At 47.4% G+C, this 15,670-nt stretch carries 11 protein-coding genes and 2 pseudogenes; 4 read left to right on the top strand and 9 right to left on the bottom strand.

Features of this window, described 5'->3' with window-relative positions; translation table 11 throughout:
* Positions 1-197: hypothetical protein (locus LG003_RS21245; RefSeq protein WP_262981582.1), on the top strand; the 197-nt coding region annotated here is incomplete at its 5' end.
* 140 nt (positions 198-337) lie between these two features.
* On the opposite strand, the gene LG003_RS21250 is transcribed toward LG003_RS21245, so the two are convergent.
* Together LG003_RS21250 and LG003_RS21255 are read right to left on the bottom strand one after the other, a co-directional pair.
* Complete coding sequence (locus LG003_RS21250; protein ID WP_262981583.1) at positions 338-5,014, bottom strand: RHS repeat-associated core domain-containing protein; 4,677 nt, start codon at positions 5,012-5,014, stop codon at positions 338-340.
* A gap of 255 nt (positions 5,015-5,269) precedes the next feature.
* The gene (locus tag LG003_RS21255; RefSeq protein WP_262981584.1) at positions 5,270-6,511 is read right to left on the bottom strand and encodes a hypothetical protein; all 1,242 of its coding nucleotides are present in this window, start codon (positions 6,509-6,511) and stop codon (positions 5,270-5,272) included.
* A 469-nt stretch (positions 6,512-6,980) separates the two neighbouring features.
* On the opposite strand from LG003_RS21255, the gene LG003_RS21260 reads away from it, so the two are divergent.
* The 3 genes and pseudogenes from LG003_RS21260 to LG003_RS21270 form a co-directional block, all read left to right on the top strand.
* The gene (locus LG003_RS21260) at positions 6,981-7,142 is read left to right on the top strand and encodes a plasmid pRiA4b ORF-3 family protein (protein ID WP_262981585.1); all 162 of its coding nucleotides are present in this window, start codon (positions 6,981-6,983) and stop codon (positions 7,140-7,142) included.
* 350 nt (positions 7,143-7,492) lie between these two features.
* A complete protein-coding gene (locus LG003_RS21265; protein ID WP_262981586.1) occupies positions 7,493-7,597 on the top strand; it encodes a hypothetical protein in 105 nt (34 codons plus the stop codon).
* A 91-nt stretch (positions 7,598-7,688) separates the two neighbouring features.
* A pseudogene (locus LG003_RS21270) lies at positions 7,689-8,348 on the top strand (ISKra4 family transposase); the annotation flags it as partial.
* Positions 8,349-8,558: 210 nt separating this feature from the next.
* Here LG003_RS21270 and LG003_RS21275 read toward each other — a convergent pair.
* The 7 genes and pseudogenes from LG003_RS21275 to LG003_RS21305 form a co-directional block, all read right to left on the bottom strand.
* Positions 8,559-9,179, bottom strand: coding sequence for a hypothetical protein (locus LG003_RS21275; protein ID WP_262981587.1), 621 nt, complete (start codon positions 9,177-9,179; stop codon positions 8,559-8,561).
* The gene (locus tag LG003_RS21280) at positions 9,163-10,182 is read right to left on the bottom strand and encodes a hypothetical protein (protein WP_262981588.1); all 1,020 of its coding nucleotides are present in this window, start codon (positions 10,180-10,182) and stop codon (positions 9,163-9,165) included. The genes LG003_RS21275 and LG003_RS21280 overlap by 17 nt, the downstream gene beginning before the upstream one ends.
* A 54-nt stretch (positions 10,183-10,236) precedes the next feature.
* Positions 10,237-10,584, bottom strand: a complete 348-nt coding sequence (locus tag LG003_RS21285) for a hypothetical protein (protein ID WP_262981589.1) — start codon at positions 10,582-10,584, stop codon at positions 10,237-10,239.
* Between the two features lie 163 nt (positions 10,585-10,747).
* Positions 10,748-11,068 (bottom strand): Imm45 family immunity protein, encoded by a 321-nt coding sequence (gene imm45, locus LG003_RS21290; RefSeq protein WP_139657260.1) that lies wholly within the window; start codon positions 11,066-11,068, stop codon positions 10,748-10,750.
* Positions 11,068-11,850, bottom strand: a pseudogene (locus tag LG003_RS21295) (colicin E3/pyocin S6 family cytotoxin); the annotation flags it as partial. The gene imm45 and the pseudogene LG003_RS21295, both read right to left, overlap by 1 nt.
* A 5-nt stretch (positions 11,851-11,855) precedes the next feature.
* Positions 11,856-12,302, bottom strand: coding sequence for a hypothetical protein (locus tag LG003_RS21300; RefSeq protein WP_152962425.1), 447 nt, complete (start codon positions 12,300-12,302; stop codon positions 11,856-11,858).
* Positions 12,303-12,304: 2 nt separating this feature from the next.
* Positions 12,305-15,670, bottom strand: a 3,366-nt coding sequence (locus tag LG003_RS21305) for a hemagglutinin repeat-containing protein (protein WP_262981591.1), incomplete at its 5' end; no start/stop codon positions are given.

Genomic DNA, 15,670 nt, shown 5'->3' on the forward strand with positions numbered 1-15,670 from the left:
GAAGTGAAGCGGATGTGGTTGAAGTCACTGAGACGGCGAAGCCAGCGGCACAAAATGACGTGGTCGCGTTACAGTCAGTTGGTGACAAAATGGATACCGTCCCCCCGAATTGTACATCCTTATCCTTTGCAGCGCTTTTACGCCAAACACCCGAGGTAGGAGCCGGATGCGTTAGTAGCGCACGTCCGGATCTGTGAGGGGGGTAGCCGGTAACGGCTATTCCTACCGCGACCGGGGGATGGGCAAAAATAGCCGAAAATGAAAAACCTCACCCACGGCAGTCTCGCAGGTAAGGTTCATGAAGACAAACAGATAAAGGTTAAATGGGTAAACCGCCTTATCTCCGGACAATAGATACGCCGCCCCGCATCAGTCCTAAAATATCCCTGAGTTCATTATCATTGTAAGAATAACAGAATGAGGCAAAAATGTGCCCGCGGCGCTTCCGTACTATCTGGGTCAATTCCTCATTGCTTATTCTCGTTATATCAATAACCTCAGTGCGGCCCGCCCTCTTATAAAGCTTACGATCTTCACGATAAAGCTCAAGATCTATAAATTTCCGGGTCAGCGTCCTGTTTCCGTCCCGGGCACCATGAGTACCGCTAAGAATGGTAACGGGCTCCCTTTTACGAACGGCCTCTTCTACCAGCGGTTTAATCTGCTTTCCGACTGATCTGTACCGTGTTGCCCACACTCTTCCACCGTTGTCGTTCACCGCCAGTGGCTGAAAACTGCGTTTTGCGGCGTAGTAATCCTTAGCCCTGTCTTCTGGGGCATTGAGATCCCAATTTTGTTTATCATGCTGATTCACCGTATTGGGGTCGAAGACTTCTTCAGTTACCTCATCCGGAGCAGCTCTATATGCAGTAAAGACTTCCTTTCCAATCTCCTCCTCCACTGCATCTTTCGTCGACCGTCCAATAATGTCCACAACAGTCGCAACGCCCTTCTCGACCCGCCGACGCAAAAGATGCCCATGCCCTGTCGGGTCGGTGAGGTTTATCGGGTCCCCCTCGCAGTAAATGTACTGGTTGATACCGCCGTCACCGAACGGACTCATGCTGTCCGGGCAGGTAAATCGCTGGAGTGCCGGGTTATACGCCCGGTAACCGTTGCCCAGGTGGTACTGCCTTACCATATCATCCAGTCGCTCCCCATTGTAGCCCGTGACCACGACGCTGTTGTCGGGACTGTCATTATCGCTGCCGCGTTCCCCGTACGGCGTGAACGCGTGGCTTTCCGTTGTGTTACCGTCCGTCACCGACAGCACGCTGCCCATCATGTCCGTGCTGGTCAGCCAGGTACCGGCGTTCTTTCCTTTGCTCACCTGCGCGTACGGCGTCAGGCGGGTGCTGTTCTTCTGGTTATCTTCCAGATACGACAGCGTGTTATTCGCGTAGTAATGATGGGTGGTGGTGTCGCCCGTCGTCTGGCCGGCAAGCTGGTTACTGGCGTCATACCGGTAGCTGCTGAGTGTGCTATCTCCTTTCTTCACTTCACACAGTCGTCCCAGCGCATCGTAGCTCAGGGTGCGCCCGTATTCATCCCGCGTCAGACGACCGGCGCCATCGTACTCCAGTGTGACCGACGTGCCGTCAGTAACTATCCGGGACAGCTGACACCGGTCTTCTTCATTTTCATACTTATAATTCGTGGTCGATATATTGCCGTCGGTAAACATGGTCGTCTTCGAAACCATATTGCCGGTCACGGCATCGTAAGTGAACACCTGCTGACTCAGCGGCCTGCCAGACTCATCCCGCGGCGGGGTGCTGCCGGTGACGCCGTAGTACCTCAGCCAGCCGCGCTTCGGGTCGAAGTCGTACGTCTCGTCGCGCAGAATCACCGACTTTCCTGCGGTCATCTGTTTGGTGGTGCGCTGGGTGACCTGGTGTTTCTGACTCCACGCCTGGGTGATGGTCAGGGTATCTTTCAGGGTCTTGCTCCCGTCCAGGGTTTCTGTGACACGACAGGTTTCACGTCCGTAATCATCCAGTGTCAGCGTGGTGGTCTTCGTGTAATGGGTTGTATTGCTGGTCGCCGTCCACTGCGTCACCTGCCCGAGGCCGTCGTAGGTCAGGGTGCAGCTGACGTCTTCGTCGTCCAGCGCCGTGGCACGACCAAACGGGTCAAGCGTGAGCGTCTGTATCTTACCTGCATAGTCGGTGATGGTGGTGGCGGTTCCGCCAATGGTGCGGCCTTCGAGGGTGGTGTTTTTTTTCTCAATGCCCCCCTCTTTTTCCACAGTGACAGCCGTCCGCTGGCCTGATGCAGCATAACCATAGCTGAGAGTGTGCTGGTCTTCTGTCGCCGTCAGCATCGCCGCCGTCACCGGGTTATAAGTCCAGCTCTGATTCACGTTTATCCCGGCACCCACCGTGCTCAGGCTTTCAGGGACCTCACCCAGCGCATCGTTATAGGCATATATTACATACCCGGCTGTCGCGGTCATAACCCTGGAAGGATGGCGCTGGTATGGCTGGTCATAACTGTAACGTTCAGCGCGCCCGCCACTGGTCGTGCTCTTCAGTCGACCCAGCCCGTCAAAGCCCTGCTCCCCCCCCACGCCCGGGACAGGATTGCCCTTGCTGTCGTGTACGCTGATGGCGGTAAGGAGTTTTGCGGAGCTGAATGCCACATACTCCCGGACGGTCCTTGTCCCGTCCGGCAGGGTGGTCACCGTCGGGCGCCCCCAGGCATCATACTCATACGTGGTGGTCTGCCCCAGCTCATCGGTCTGCCTGCGCAACCGGTTCCAGCCATCATACGCACTGGTCGTGGTGCTGTAAGGCGTGCTTTTGCCGGGCTGCGCATTTTTCGGGTACAACTCCGTCTTAACCGGATTGTGGTTATCGTCCAGCGTCGTGACCGTGATGCCGGAGGTTTCTGCCCCGCCCGACTGCCAGCTGCGGGTCTGCCAGACACAGTTATCTGCTGCCGGCGCAGGTACGAGCACGGTTTCCGTGTGCGTCGTGACCCCTGCTGAACTCACTGACTGATTCACCTGCCCCCAGTTATCGTAGGATTGCGTTTGTGTCACCGTCTGGGTAGCCTTATTTTTGTCGGCTGCCTGTTTATAGTCATGACTGGTTCCCTGCCGGCTGCGCCCCAGGGCATCCCAGGTCTGCTGCTGCATCAAAAACTCTGGCTCAGCATTGCTGCTGTCCATATCTACGTCATTTTTCTTGATGTGGAGCAGACGCCCCATACCGTCCAGAGCGTGGCGTACCTTGTTACCGCTCGCGTCAGTGGTGGTGACAGATACCCCGCAGGTATCATCAACGGTGTAATCCCAGGTGGTGGTGTTTTCGTACTGGCTGTCCCCCTTACAGTGCACGCGCTTCGTCAGCCACCCCAGTGAGTTGTGCGTGTACGCCGTGACCATCCCCTTGCTGTCCGTTTTTTCCAGCAGGCGTTTTGTTACGCGTGATACCGTTTTCGAATGGGTTAGCGTGAGACCGTCATGGCTGGTCAGCGAGTAATTTGCGCGCAGCGCCTCAATGACATTCTTATCGTCAACCCTGACGGTGGTATTGCTGAAGGTCACTTTTTCAGTCGTGATGTAGTCACTCGCCCCATCGACAGGATAAGCCGTCGTTTTTTCTGTCAACACCCCAGCGGTTTTTTCTGTGCCTGTCCCATACTTACAGGTGAGGGTCTTCAGGTGCTGACCATCCGCAAAATGCGTCTCGGTGTTCTTCATCACCAGGGTGCTGACAGCCGTACCGACATGCTCCGCCGTTGCATAGGTGTACACCGTTTCATGCTTCGATTTTTTGTCGCGAGAGGTCACTGTCTCGCTTTTCATAAACCGGGTAAAACCATTCGGTTCCTTTGGACAGTCGGTCCCACCCTCCGCCGGATAGTATTCCCATGTTGTCACTGTGCCATCCGCATCCGTCTGTTTTGTCTGAAGGCCTTTATCAGAAAATTCAGTGGTCACCTCTTCCTTACGACTGAGAATATTCGTCCCGTCACTTTTGTCCGTCCAGGTGGTAATGGTGCCAGTCGGGCACTGGAACTGTGCGGGCTGGTCGTCAAATTCGACTCCCTCTTCCTGGGCATAATAGAGAGTGCTTTTTTCGGATTGAAAACTCCCGCACTGAGTTAATTCATTGGTTTCTAGGTGGAATTTATCGTATGTGCGGGTAATTAACTGGTTTTCTCCGGCATTGTTATGACGGGTTTCGGTTGAGGAATATGAGTATTGGCTCGTAATGGAGTACAGATTGTCGTCATTGTCACCCCACGAATTAAGTTCTGACTGGAATCCCAGATAGTTGGACAGTGAATATTTGTAATCTGAAACAATCTCAGCCTGTCCCACCCCCGGCATTTTCTTATACGTTGTCACGTAAGGCATCAGCTGCCCGGATAGTGGTGATGTTTCCGGGAACTTGTGACCCACATCGCTATTACGCGGCGGGTAGGTGACTATTTCAGTCATGCCTCCCGGAGAGGTCAGCGATGTTGCCAGCCTTCCCATTGTTGTATCATCATACCCGATAGCCCATATCAAAGATTCATCGCCAGGGGCTTCGTGGGTGATGGTTGTCAGATAACCGTTATCGGTTGTCAGCACAACACAATAACTCTCGGGTGTCTCAGGATAAAATGTGAGCGTTGTGTTGTTGCCCTCGTAATCAATATTTAGAAGTACAATGTCCGACTCATCACGCAGTCCTGATATGTATATTTTTCCGTTGATGTTATCGGAATCAACATAAAGTGTATGCCCTGTGGCACTGACCAGTCGGGTTGGCAACTTTAAATGGGTGCCGTAATCAAATCCCTGCAGGAACTCAAGATCGCCCGAGCTATGGATGATTTTGTAGGCCTCACCGTCCTGTTTTTCCATACGGAAACTGTCGAGTTTCTTTTGTCTGATGTTTAGTGTAATTCCATATACTGACTCGTCAACCTGGTATTGCTCGCCGGTGGACAACGACAGCCGCCCTGAACCGGTATCATATGTTGAAAATCCCAGAGAGACCCCGTCACCAAACCCCATAGAACTCCCCTGAGCAAGGGGAGAGTAACTGAGGGCTACCGGAAATTCAGGTCCCAGACCTCCGTTTCCTTTCACTGTTCCCAGTGACAGACTGAGATTATAAAGTCCTGTTCGAGGGTCAACCCCCCCGGAAATAGCACGGCTGAAATTCCCAGCCTGAGTGAAAATATTATTCATGCTCATTTTTATACCTTATGTTAATTGCATGCGATTTATTTAAAGGCAACACAGCACTTACAAGTGCTGTGTTGGTTTTTAGCTCAAGACAGTAAAGTCAAGGGAGTTTTCGTCATGAGATGTAAAGGCCACCTTGCATTTATTACCATATTCATCATAAAAACTTACCGCGCCCCCCCTAAAATCGTCACCCCAACCTGAATAGGTGTATGTTGGCCTTATCCCGGCCTTCCACCATCGAATAAAAGCAACGCAGACACCAGGCTTATCGTGATTCCTGAATTTTGCCTTTTTAAAATCAGCACACTCAGAAAAACCATTGTAACGTATATATGGAATAGGTACGACATTAGTACTTGTAGTAATGCTAGTATCAGTAAATACTCCGCAAGATAAATAACTGGTAGTTACGTGAATATAAAAGCAATCTTCTGAGAATGGGCCGCATGGATAATTACTCAGAGGTACCTTAATAAGTTCGACGTGTTTCATCCCGGTAACCCCAGTCATGTCAATATAATACGTATCAATCATAAAACCATTTTCAGGATTATTGCTTACAACTGAGGCGTAGACATCACCACTCTGGCCATAAATAAATTTCTTTTTCGGTAAAACATATATGTAACCGGACCCATTTGCTACTGTTCCTGATGTATTATAATTATATACTGTATTCGCTGGATTATCTTTGGGGACGATAATGCAACCCAGTTGACATTGTAACTTGGTAGATTGATTTGATTTATAAAAAACATACAAGGTAATAAATTGACGACTTGAGGCTGAATTTGACTGATTCGTTCCGGAAGGTATGACAAATTCTCCCGGGGTGGCGCAATAATACCCTCCTTCGTCCATCGTATCTTCGTCTCCAATTTTTGGTGGCGATGTCTTTTTTTTATATTTTTTTCCGGTAGCAAGGTCAACCAGAGTGACCGCATTCTCCATATCTTCATCACTAACGGTAAAGTTTGCAGAGGGGGTGCCGTTGTCCATTGCTGTCATGTAAACCCTGACTGGCAGCATACAAAGTCCATTGCCATATAAATTCATCGGTTCGTTAGGATTGCCAATCAGAGCAACAGAAACGCTAGTAGTTGAAATCCATTTTCGTTCTGTGTAGGTCCAGTTTGAATTTGATTTTCCGTGAGGCGGGTAATATCTACCGTCAACGACGCCGTCAAACATCGCAATATAGAAATCCCCAGCAACATAGATATTGTTTGTTGCATCATGATCATTTACCTTAAAAATATCCCCATGAGCTGCAATAGTACCGAGTTGCCAATCACTTGGGTTGTTATAAGTATGCGCCATATTACATCCTTCCTGTTTTTTTCGATTGAGTAGAATCATAAGTCGAGGTTAATGACTTATTTTATTGCCTGCCATTACGGCAGATAAATCACCTGAATATAAATAATTCGCGTAAATCATGCTGTTGAGCATTGAAGGAACGTTCATATTCACAGAGTTATTTTTATATCTTCTGAATTGTTTTGTAATTCATTTTAAGTTATGAAAACATGATGCTATTTTACGTGGAAAATATATATTTTTCATTAATGAAAAATATATTTAATATCTTTAGAATAGTATAAAAATAAAATTTGTAAAGAACATTGGTATAAAATTTTCCCAAGAAAACAATAATAAACAATTTCGAGTAAAAACTATCATTGGTTACTGAAGGCACAAGATTTTGAGACCATAAAAATCTGTGGGGCACGGTGTTAAATCGACGATAGAATGAGCAAAGGAACATCATTCTATCAGACACCTCCCCATGAAATCTTATAGTGTGAAAGTAGCCCTCCGAGGTATCAGCCCAATGGTCTGGCACCGATTCAGATTGTCAGGCGAGACTTCTTTAGCGGCTTTGCACTATATCATTCAGATCGTGCAGGGGTGGCCGGATGATCATCTGCTTCAACCGGCCCAAGGTTAACCGCCAATTAAGTCGGCTCAACCTTGTCACCGGAACTGGAACCTATTGTGATAGGGCTGTAGCCGATAGGATGATCGGTATCCATAAAGGTACCTTTTCATCCATGCTAAAAACGAGGAAATAATCCTCTATAAACCTCGGGAAAGTCAATTTTATAGAGTATTCTACAAATCTTTATCAGGTTTAAAGACTTTTGAGGGTGATATGTATTATGCCTACATTCGGGTCAGTTCGGTTGACCCGCATGTTGATCGCCAGAAAGAGGCACTGTCTGCGTCCGGGATTAAAATTGACAAAATCTATATCGAACAGGCCAGGCGAAAAACATCAACCGGCCACAGCGTCAGGATATGCTTCAACCGGTCAGAACCGGCGACACGATAGTTGTTCACTCCCTCGATCGGTTATGCCGCATTAAGAGAGAAAGGTATCAAGTTAACGCTGGCCTGCTATAACGTGGGATTAGGTGTTTCTGCGTATTATAAATTGCGTCACCCGCTAAAAAACGGGGGTATACAGTAGCCATAACCCCGGGAGGACAGTATCATGCAATTCATAATCCAACTAGCGGTGGTCGATAAATCAGGCCATCACCATACGGAGAAACTATTCACGATAGAAAAACAGTCCGACGCCCCCAATGACCTTGGACTCTCCCTGTCTGAATCTAAATTACTTTTGAACACTATCCAGCAATCAGTGATCCAGAAACAGGCAGCTGAATATTTGGATGAACATCGTGCTTGTCCTTGCTGTCAACGAAATCGCCGGATAAAAGGCAAGCAAACCATCCAGTACCGAACCTTGTTTGGCATTATCCCGGTAGAGGGATTTCGGGTTTACCGATGTGCGTGTGAGAAACATTCAGCCCAAACCGCTAGCTTGCTCAATCACTGGTGTGATTCGCATACTCACCCGGAACTCAGGTCTATAGAAACCCGGTGGGCGTCACTGATGTCTTATGGATTGACCGCCAATCTGCTCAAAGATATTCTGCCGGTGGGGGAACGCTGTAATGCCTCCACAGTCAGAAATCATCTCTGTCAGATCGCCCAAAGACAAGAGGCCGAATTAGACGGATTGCCGGATTTTCTCCCTGGCGATCCCAGAGAATGGGAAAAATTACCCAAACCGGGAAAACCGATGACGGTGGGTATTGATGGAGGCTACGTCAGAAACCGGGACGACAGAAAACCCCATAGTGAAAAAGTCACAATGAATACGAAAACGTCGCCAAATCATCGGGCTAATATCGCGAATAGCCACTTTGACCTTATAGACAGACATGCTCCCCCCCTTTGTCACAATAAATACGAGAACGATCATACTAATTGATTAAAGGAATACCTCACACTTCTTTATGCTCTCGAAATAAACGAAAACTGGTTAGTTCGGCTCATTAAAGATTTTAATTTTTTATTTATTTTTCTTCTTTTCAATTTCTTTTGCTAACTCCCATAATGCATTAGCAATATCTTCCCGTGGAATACGCATTCCTCTAATAATAAGAGAGTCATTTTCTGGATCGATTTTGATTTTTTCCTTGTTGGGATTTTTAATCCGAGTGTTAAGATTAAGTGATTTCTTTAATTTTATTTGTTCCGCGGGAGTCCTTATTCTGTCTTCACTGAAAATTGTATAAATATCATTAGCTTTTAATTCAGTCAATTTTACCTGAACCTCAGTAAACTTACCTTCTCCGTTAGTTTCTTTTGCTATCGAAACGTAACCTGAATCCGCGATATCTTGCTGCTGTTTGATCGGTAAACGCGCTAATGCAGCAAGTAAGGTTTTTTGCCCTGCATAATTAATTATCAGTCGTGGGTCAACTGTGTTATTCGCAACAAGAGGAAGGTAAGCTAGAAGCCCATGACGAAGTTCAGATAAATCTTCACCCCGACTTTCTAGCTCACGCCATATTTCACCCAAGTATCTAATGTAGTCGGTGGTAATATCTAACGCCCGACCTAGCTCTCTTTTAAGATCATCAACTGATGCGGAAACTATATTATCTATCTTCTTAATTATTTGATTCATGTTTAAGCCCTAACAATTCCTGTGAGTCTCTAAATAGCCTGTTTAAGGCTTCTCTTCTTAAACGTTCTACACCATATTTTTTAAATCCATCAAGGTATTCTCGGTATTTATCGGGGTCAAGCCTTAATTCTGCAATATATTTGCGTTTTGATTTTCTGTCATATTCTTTCTTACGTTCTCTTAGAGCCTCTTTCTCTTCATCTGTTAATGAGTTCCATTTTTCTTTATTGCGTTCGGAAATATACTCCTTGTTTTTTTGGTACCAGTCAGCATTTGCGGTTTTCCTTTGTTCAAGAATCAGTAATTTCTCTTCATCAGAAAGCAATTCCCATCGATCCTGGCGACGTTGAAGTATTTCATCTCTTTTTTCTGCATAACGTTTCCTGCATAGCTCCTTGTTTCTTTTAACAAAATCTGGATCTTCTTTTCTTCTTTGGTACTTTTCTGTTTCTCGTTCTTTTAATAAAGCAGCATACTCTGGATCTTTTTCTATTTTCTCCCGTTTTTTGCGATATGTTTTTTTATGAAAATCAGGGTCATTAGCAAATTGCTTTGCTTTATAAAGTACATTTTTATTACGCCGATTAATTAAATAATGTTCTTCACAACATGTATTTGAGTTTAGCCTGTCATCTAAGATAGGACCTCCGCAAACAATACAAGGACCTCTCAAGCAAACAGAGCATAGAGCTTTGAAATTTTTTTGTGTTAATTTTGGTTGCGGATAAATTCCTATACGACCACAATTACACTGACATTGCCAGAAATTAGTATTTTTCCCTCCATATAACCCAATATGAGAGAAAGCCATAACAGTTAGCAAACCGTAAACTTCTCCAACATGTATACAAGATTTTTTAGTGGATAAATGAGAAATATCTTTTCCGGGTTGGATTTTCTTAAATCTTATTTGCTCTCGCAGAGTACTTATTTTCTCAAATCCCATTTTTTTGTACACATCTTTTATGGGATGTAATTTTCCCTTATAAAGATATAGATTCATTTCAATTTATCCTCTTTGAGGTTGCCCCGAACCTACTTCATCGTTAATCAGATGTTAAATTAGTTTACGGCAGCTATCATCCTGACATGAGGCCAGTTTATCGCGCATGTCCTCCACTGAAGGCAGACCTTTATCCAGAATGCGCTGACTCAGTTCTTTGGCCTTGTCGCACGCTTCCGGTGACATTGTGCTGCAATCCCCCAGTTTTCGGGAGGCTAGCGCATTATTCTCAACAACAACTCTCTCTGTCACGGAGTCCGGCAACGAACCTGCTTTTTCACTGTCCTTTCCGTCAATTGCAGCCGTTTTTTGCTGTGGCGTTTCGGTACCGCAACTTTTTCCCCCGACGCGCCTTTCTAACCCGGAACATGCTACCGCTATACTGTGGCCTGCGATCTGCACATCCGCATCATAGCAGCAACGGCTTCTTCTACAATTACCGCTTGGATTTAACGCCTGCCTAAGATCGAGGTAACACTAAACTAAAGCAGTTGATTACCCGGCTGGTAGATAGCAAGTAACTATAAAGAAAAATCCCAACCGCGAGGATTGGGATTTTATTCATTCAATCAATAGCGGTTGCTGTATATCGTTCTATTAAACATACATCTTTCACATCACATTCTGGATAAATCCATTTAGACCAATTTTTAATAACCCATTCCGTATTTAGCCCATGTCCTTCATCCGAAATACTTTCAATGGGTAATTTCACTAAAAATAGGCCAGCCTTATATCCAGAGGAGACAATTAATCCATATGGGCGCTCATCATCCTGAGTTTCAAAAACCATAAAATCAACTTGTTCTTCATAGGGCCATGTTGCCGGCAACCTGAATACGGTTCCTCTGGATATATATTTTTCTATATGATCAATAAGTTTCATTATCTTACCTTCAAATTATGACCGCCGGATGTATCAGCCGATTTTCTCATTTGCATAGAGAAGTCAACTTCACCTAAGTGCTTACCTTTTGGAGAAACAACTTCAAATCGGCCATGCTGTGTATCGAGAGCATACAGATTTCCATCTTTACCTTTGTACACATCGCGTCCACCGTTCATTTGGGTTAATTTGCTATCTTTAACCATACCTTGTTCGACAATAACTTTTGCAGCAGTTTGTTTTACGATAGCAACACGTTCTCCAGGAGGAAGTCCCACTAAACTTTTTTCGAAACTGCCTACGCTTTGTCCCGTCGCAATTTTTGCGCTGGAATTAATAGGTGGAAGCCTATTACCAGCCTTACTAATTCCACCAAACGCCGACGCTGCTGCACTCGCTACAATACCCGCCTGAATCTCATCCAGACCGTATTCCTTCTGGAGAGCTTCAGAGACTTTGTTTGTAGCAACAACACCTTCTGCCTGCATTTGCTGCGCAAAGGTCGCCGTCAGATCGTAGACCATTTTGATCGGGATATCTTCACCCAAGGCACGATCTATCGCCTGTTTCACTGTCAGACTGTCGGTCAACACATCACCGTACTTCTGCTGGCAGCTCGCCGGGTTAGCGGCACAGTCACTTATTAGCTGTTTCTGTTGTGTGGTACTCAACTCCTCATATTTTTTAATGATACCGCCACAATCACCGCCGCCAGCTTGGCAGGACTTCATTTCCGCAGACCAGTCATCTATCTGCTTACTGCTCAGATAGTTATTCTCCACAACAATTATTTAGAAAAAAATAGATAAAGCCAAATAATATAAAATATTCTAGATAACCATAATAACGTATTTTGAATACTTATCTCCATTTCAAAAAAAAACTCTTTTATGAATTCGATATTATTTTTAGATGCAAATTTTCTTTTTGAAAAAAACCTACAATGAATAAGAAAAATAAGAATTGCAAATGCACCAATAAAATACCCAATAAAGGAAATCGAGTTGCCATTTTTGATAAATTCAAACCAAATTCCAAATATATAAACAATAAATAACATCGTTATGGAAAAATTAGCAAGTTTGTTTTTGTTAAAAAAACAAAAATCAAAAAAGAGCAACGGAGATTTTACACTTCTTAGTGAAACTTTTTTGCTCAAACCAAAATAGATGAAGCAGGCAAGAAACCCCAACAGACTCAAAACCATCAAAATAAACGGAATATATACAATCATGCTCATTTATCCTTAAACTCATGTTTATATATTTCAGTGCCAACTTTACCATTCATGTCTGTTTCACCTAATGGAGTTTCCTTTGAAATACCACCCCAGCCAATTGAAGGCCCTACACCAAGTGATACACCTATTCCATCTTTTCCTGCTGATATTCCAAATGAACCATAGCCAAAACCTAAATCAAAAGAATAGTCTTTATCTTGGGATCCTAACAAACCTGGGAAATAAGGGCCAAATTCTATTCCGACAGTTGCTCCACCATGAGCACCAATAGCTGTTGTCATCCCACCATTAATTGCAAATTTATTTGGATCCAATGCTGCTTCAGCAAACCCTGCTGGACCTATTCCTGCTGTAACCTCACCTTTTACATGTGGTTTAACTTTATAAGTAACACCCCATGATGGCCCTTGATGAGAGTATTTTATAGCTTTGTTTATTTCTTCTACTGTTTTCCCTTTACTTTGTAGATCAAAGGACAATGATGCATCTGAACTGATCGAGTTGGCTATCTGCCCCCAAAAGGTTCCTGGACCATAACCAAGAGCATTATTATCCACCGAATTCTTCCCGGCCTGGGCCCCGGTAACGGCGCTGCCGGTGGAGTTACCGGCAATACCGCCTGCCAGCCCGGCCGCCAGAGTAGAAAGGGTGCTGACAGTTTGTTTCTGCTCCTCCGTTAACTCACTGACTTTTGCCTTATCGCCGTAAAGCTGTTTTATCAGGACTTGTGCGGCCAATTCGCCGGAAGCGGCGCCGGCTGCTCCCGACAAGGCATTGTTACCACTGACTTCCGCCGCCACGGCGCCCAAAATCGCATGGGCCAGTGTGTTGGTGGCGATATCCACCTGATGGGTTTGCGGGTCAGTGGTCAGCTCTTTAATCACGCCAGCCAGATACGGCGACGCGCCGCCGGCCAGCGCCTGACCGAGATTATTCCCCGCCAGCCCCTGAATCGCTGCCGTGGCGGCCTGTAACGCTTTCTGGTATTTACCACCGGTCCCCAGGCCGGAGTCATTCAGCGCCTGCGTGTAAGCGGTGTCATAGATTTGTTTATTGATATCCGCCGGAGTCGGATGTTTATTCCCTGCGTTGATCAACTTTTCTCTGGCATCGGCTTGGTCCTGTTCACTGATATGGTCCAGTTTCGCTTTCGCCGCTTGGGTCGCGATAATTTTCCCTTCGGTCCCGGCTATCTCGGTCATCTGGGCGCTGAGTTCACCAATCAGTTGCGCCTGTTTCAGCCGCTGCTGTTCTTTTTCCTTATCAAATATCGGACTCAAGACATTGGCGGCGTTATCGGTATCACGGCTTAAGTTCGCGATATCCTGCGTTTGGTGCGCCTTATCCCGGATAATCAGGTTGCCGTCACTGACGGCGGCGTGCGTGGTACTGCTGTCATGGCCCTGATTATGGGCCCCCGTCAGCGCATTGACCGCCAGATTATTCAGTACCTGACCGGCGGTCGGTTGGCCGAGGCTGACGCCTGCACTTTGCTGTTCGACAGTAAAATCCGCTTTATTTTGAATATCTTTAAAACCCAGTGTTCCGGTGTTGAGGGTGTTTTTGGCTTTGTCAGCGGTACTTGCTATCACTGCACCGTCTAATTGGGTGTGGTCGCCGACGTTAACCTGATAACCGCCTTTGCCGACAAACAGCCCGGTCTGCTCCTGCACTGAATCGTAATTGCTGTGCAGTTTATTGCGGCTGGCATTGAGAGTCAGGGTGCCGTTAGATTGCGGGCCTACGGTGGTGCTGACTCCGGCGCTGGCATTCTGTTGTCGGCTGTCATAGCGCTGGCTGTTCTGTTCGCTACTGAGTGTCAGATGACGTTTCACGTCGGCAGTAATCTGTTCGCCGCTGACTTGTGCCCCTTTCAGCGTGGTATCCCGGCCACTGTTCAGCTCAACGGTCTGTCCCGCCTGTAACGTGGTGTTATTGTGGCTGACGCCGTTGCCGTTTTCACGGCCGTTGCCCCGACTGACATTGGCCGAGACGTTCAGACCGGTGCCTCCGGGGCCGGCGGTCAGGCCCACGCCCAGCGAGCTGCCGTGGCTGCTGTTTTTGCCGGCGGTCTGTTCGGTGTTCTGGCTGGACGAGAGCGCAATATCCCGACTCGCATTGAGTTGCAGGTCTTTGCCCGCCTGTAACTGGCTGCCCTGAACGCGGATATCGCCGTTCAGACCGGATGTCCCTTTATCGTCACCGTGCGCCGTTATCGTGAGGTTATCCCCGGCAGTGAGATGGCTGCCCTGTTGGGTGGTCTGGCGGTGCTGCTGTTCTGAACGGGAAGACTGACGACCGTAGGACAGGCTAACCCCGGCCAGGTTATTATTGCCTTTCTCGTCACTGCCCTGAGCTTCCGCCAGTCTGGCGGCCTGCGTCGCTTGCACTCCGCTCAGAGCGGCTTTGGTATTTTGCAACGCTTTCAGGCGCGGGTCGGCAGTCTGTTGCGCTTCATGGGCCGTTTGCACGGCGCTGTTGATAGCGCCTCCGGCGGCGCCGCTCAGCGCTACCGTCAGGCCGCTCTGTTTTTGTTCGGTTTTTGTTGTGGTGTGATGGCGGTTTTCCGCACTGGTGACCGTGACCTGTTGACCGGTCAGCGTCAGGTCTTTACCGGCAATCACTTCACTGCCGTGAACCCGGAGTTGTTCTCCCGCGTTGAGCGTCACGTTGCCCTGACTGCTGCCGACCGTGCTGCCTTTACTCAGCTGGCTGTCGCTGTCGGTGGCGACTTTCTGGCTGGCCTTGCCTAATGTGAAACCAATCCCGCCGGTCCCCATCAGGCCCGATTTTTTCTCCTGCCGTAAATGGGTTTCACCGTGAGATTCTGCGGCGGTGGCGACGGTAAGCTGATGACCGGCGTTCAGGCTGACATCCTGCGTGCCTGCCACATTACTGCCGCTGATATGCAGGTCTTTACCGGCCTGTAAAGTTACTTTATCGCCGCTGAATGTGGTACTGAGCGCCTGCCGGTCATGCACTTCATCGTGGGTTTCCACCGACGACTTCGACAGCCAGCCTTTGCTGGTCTGTTTACTGTGCTCCACTAAGTCAGATGAGGCGGTACCGGTTGTCAATGTCAGGTTATTCCCGGCCTGCGCCGTCAGTTGTTGACCGGCATTGACATGGGCGGCGGTGGCGGTCAAATCCTGCCCGGCTTGCAGGGTCACCTCACCGGCGCCGGTTATCTGGCTGCCGATATCTTGTTGTTGGGTCAGATGGCGATAGTTATCTTTCCCCCAATTCCCCTGCTCTGTACGGTGTGTGCTTAAGGTGTCCAGCGTCAGGTTATGGCCTGCGGTTATCTCGGTGTGACCGTCTTTACCGGCGTTTTTGACGTCACTGGCGGTTAATTGCACATT

This window comes from Photorhabdus kleinii (assembly GCF_025384885.1).
Lineage (GTDB): Bacteria > Pseudomonadota > Gammaproteobacteria > Enterobacterales > Enterobacteriaceae > Photorhabdus > Photorhabdus kayaii.

Bases quoted from the DNA above. Each gene is read 5' to 3' on its own strand.
- LG003_RS21255 (WP_262981584.1), bottom strand. From the start codon at position 6,511: ATGGCGCATACTTATAACAACCCAAGTGATTGGCAACTCGGTACTATT.
- LG003_RS21265 (WP_262981586.1), top strand. From the start codon at position 7,493: ATGCTTCAACCGGTCAGAACCGGCGACACGATAGTTGTTCACTCCCTC.
- LG003_RS21275 (WP_262981587.1), bottom strand. From the start codon at position 9,179: ATGAATCAAATAATTAAGAAGATAGATAATATAGTTTCCGCATCAGTT.
- imm45 (WP_139657260.1), bottom strand. From the start codon at position 11,068: ATGAAACTTATTGATCATATAGAAAAATATATATCCAGAGGAACCGTA.
- LG003_RS21260 (WP_262981585.1), top strand. From the start codon at position 6,981: ATGAAATCTTATAGTGTGAAAGTAGCCCTCCGAGGTATCAGCCCAATG.
- LG003_RS21250 (WP_262981583.1), bottom strand. From the start codon at position 5,014: ATGGGGTTTGGTGACGGGGTCTCTCTGGGATTTTCAACATATGATACC.
- LG003_RS21300 (WP_152962425.1), bottom strand. From the start codon at position 12,302: ATGATTGTATATATTCCGTTTATTTTGATGGTTTTGAGTCTGTTGGGG.
- LG003_RS21280 (WP_262981588.1), bottom strand. From the start codon at position 10,182: ATGAATCTATATCTTTATAAGGGAAAATTACATCCCATAAAAGATGTG.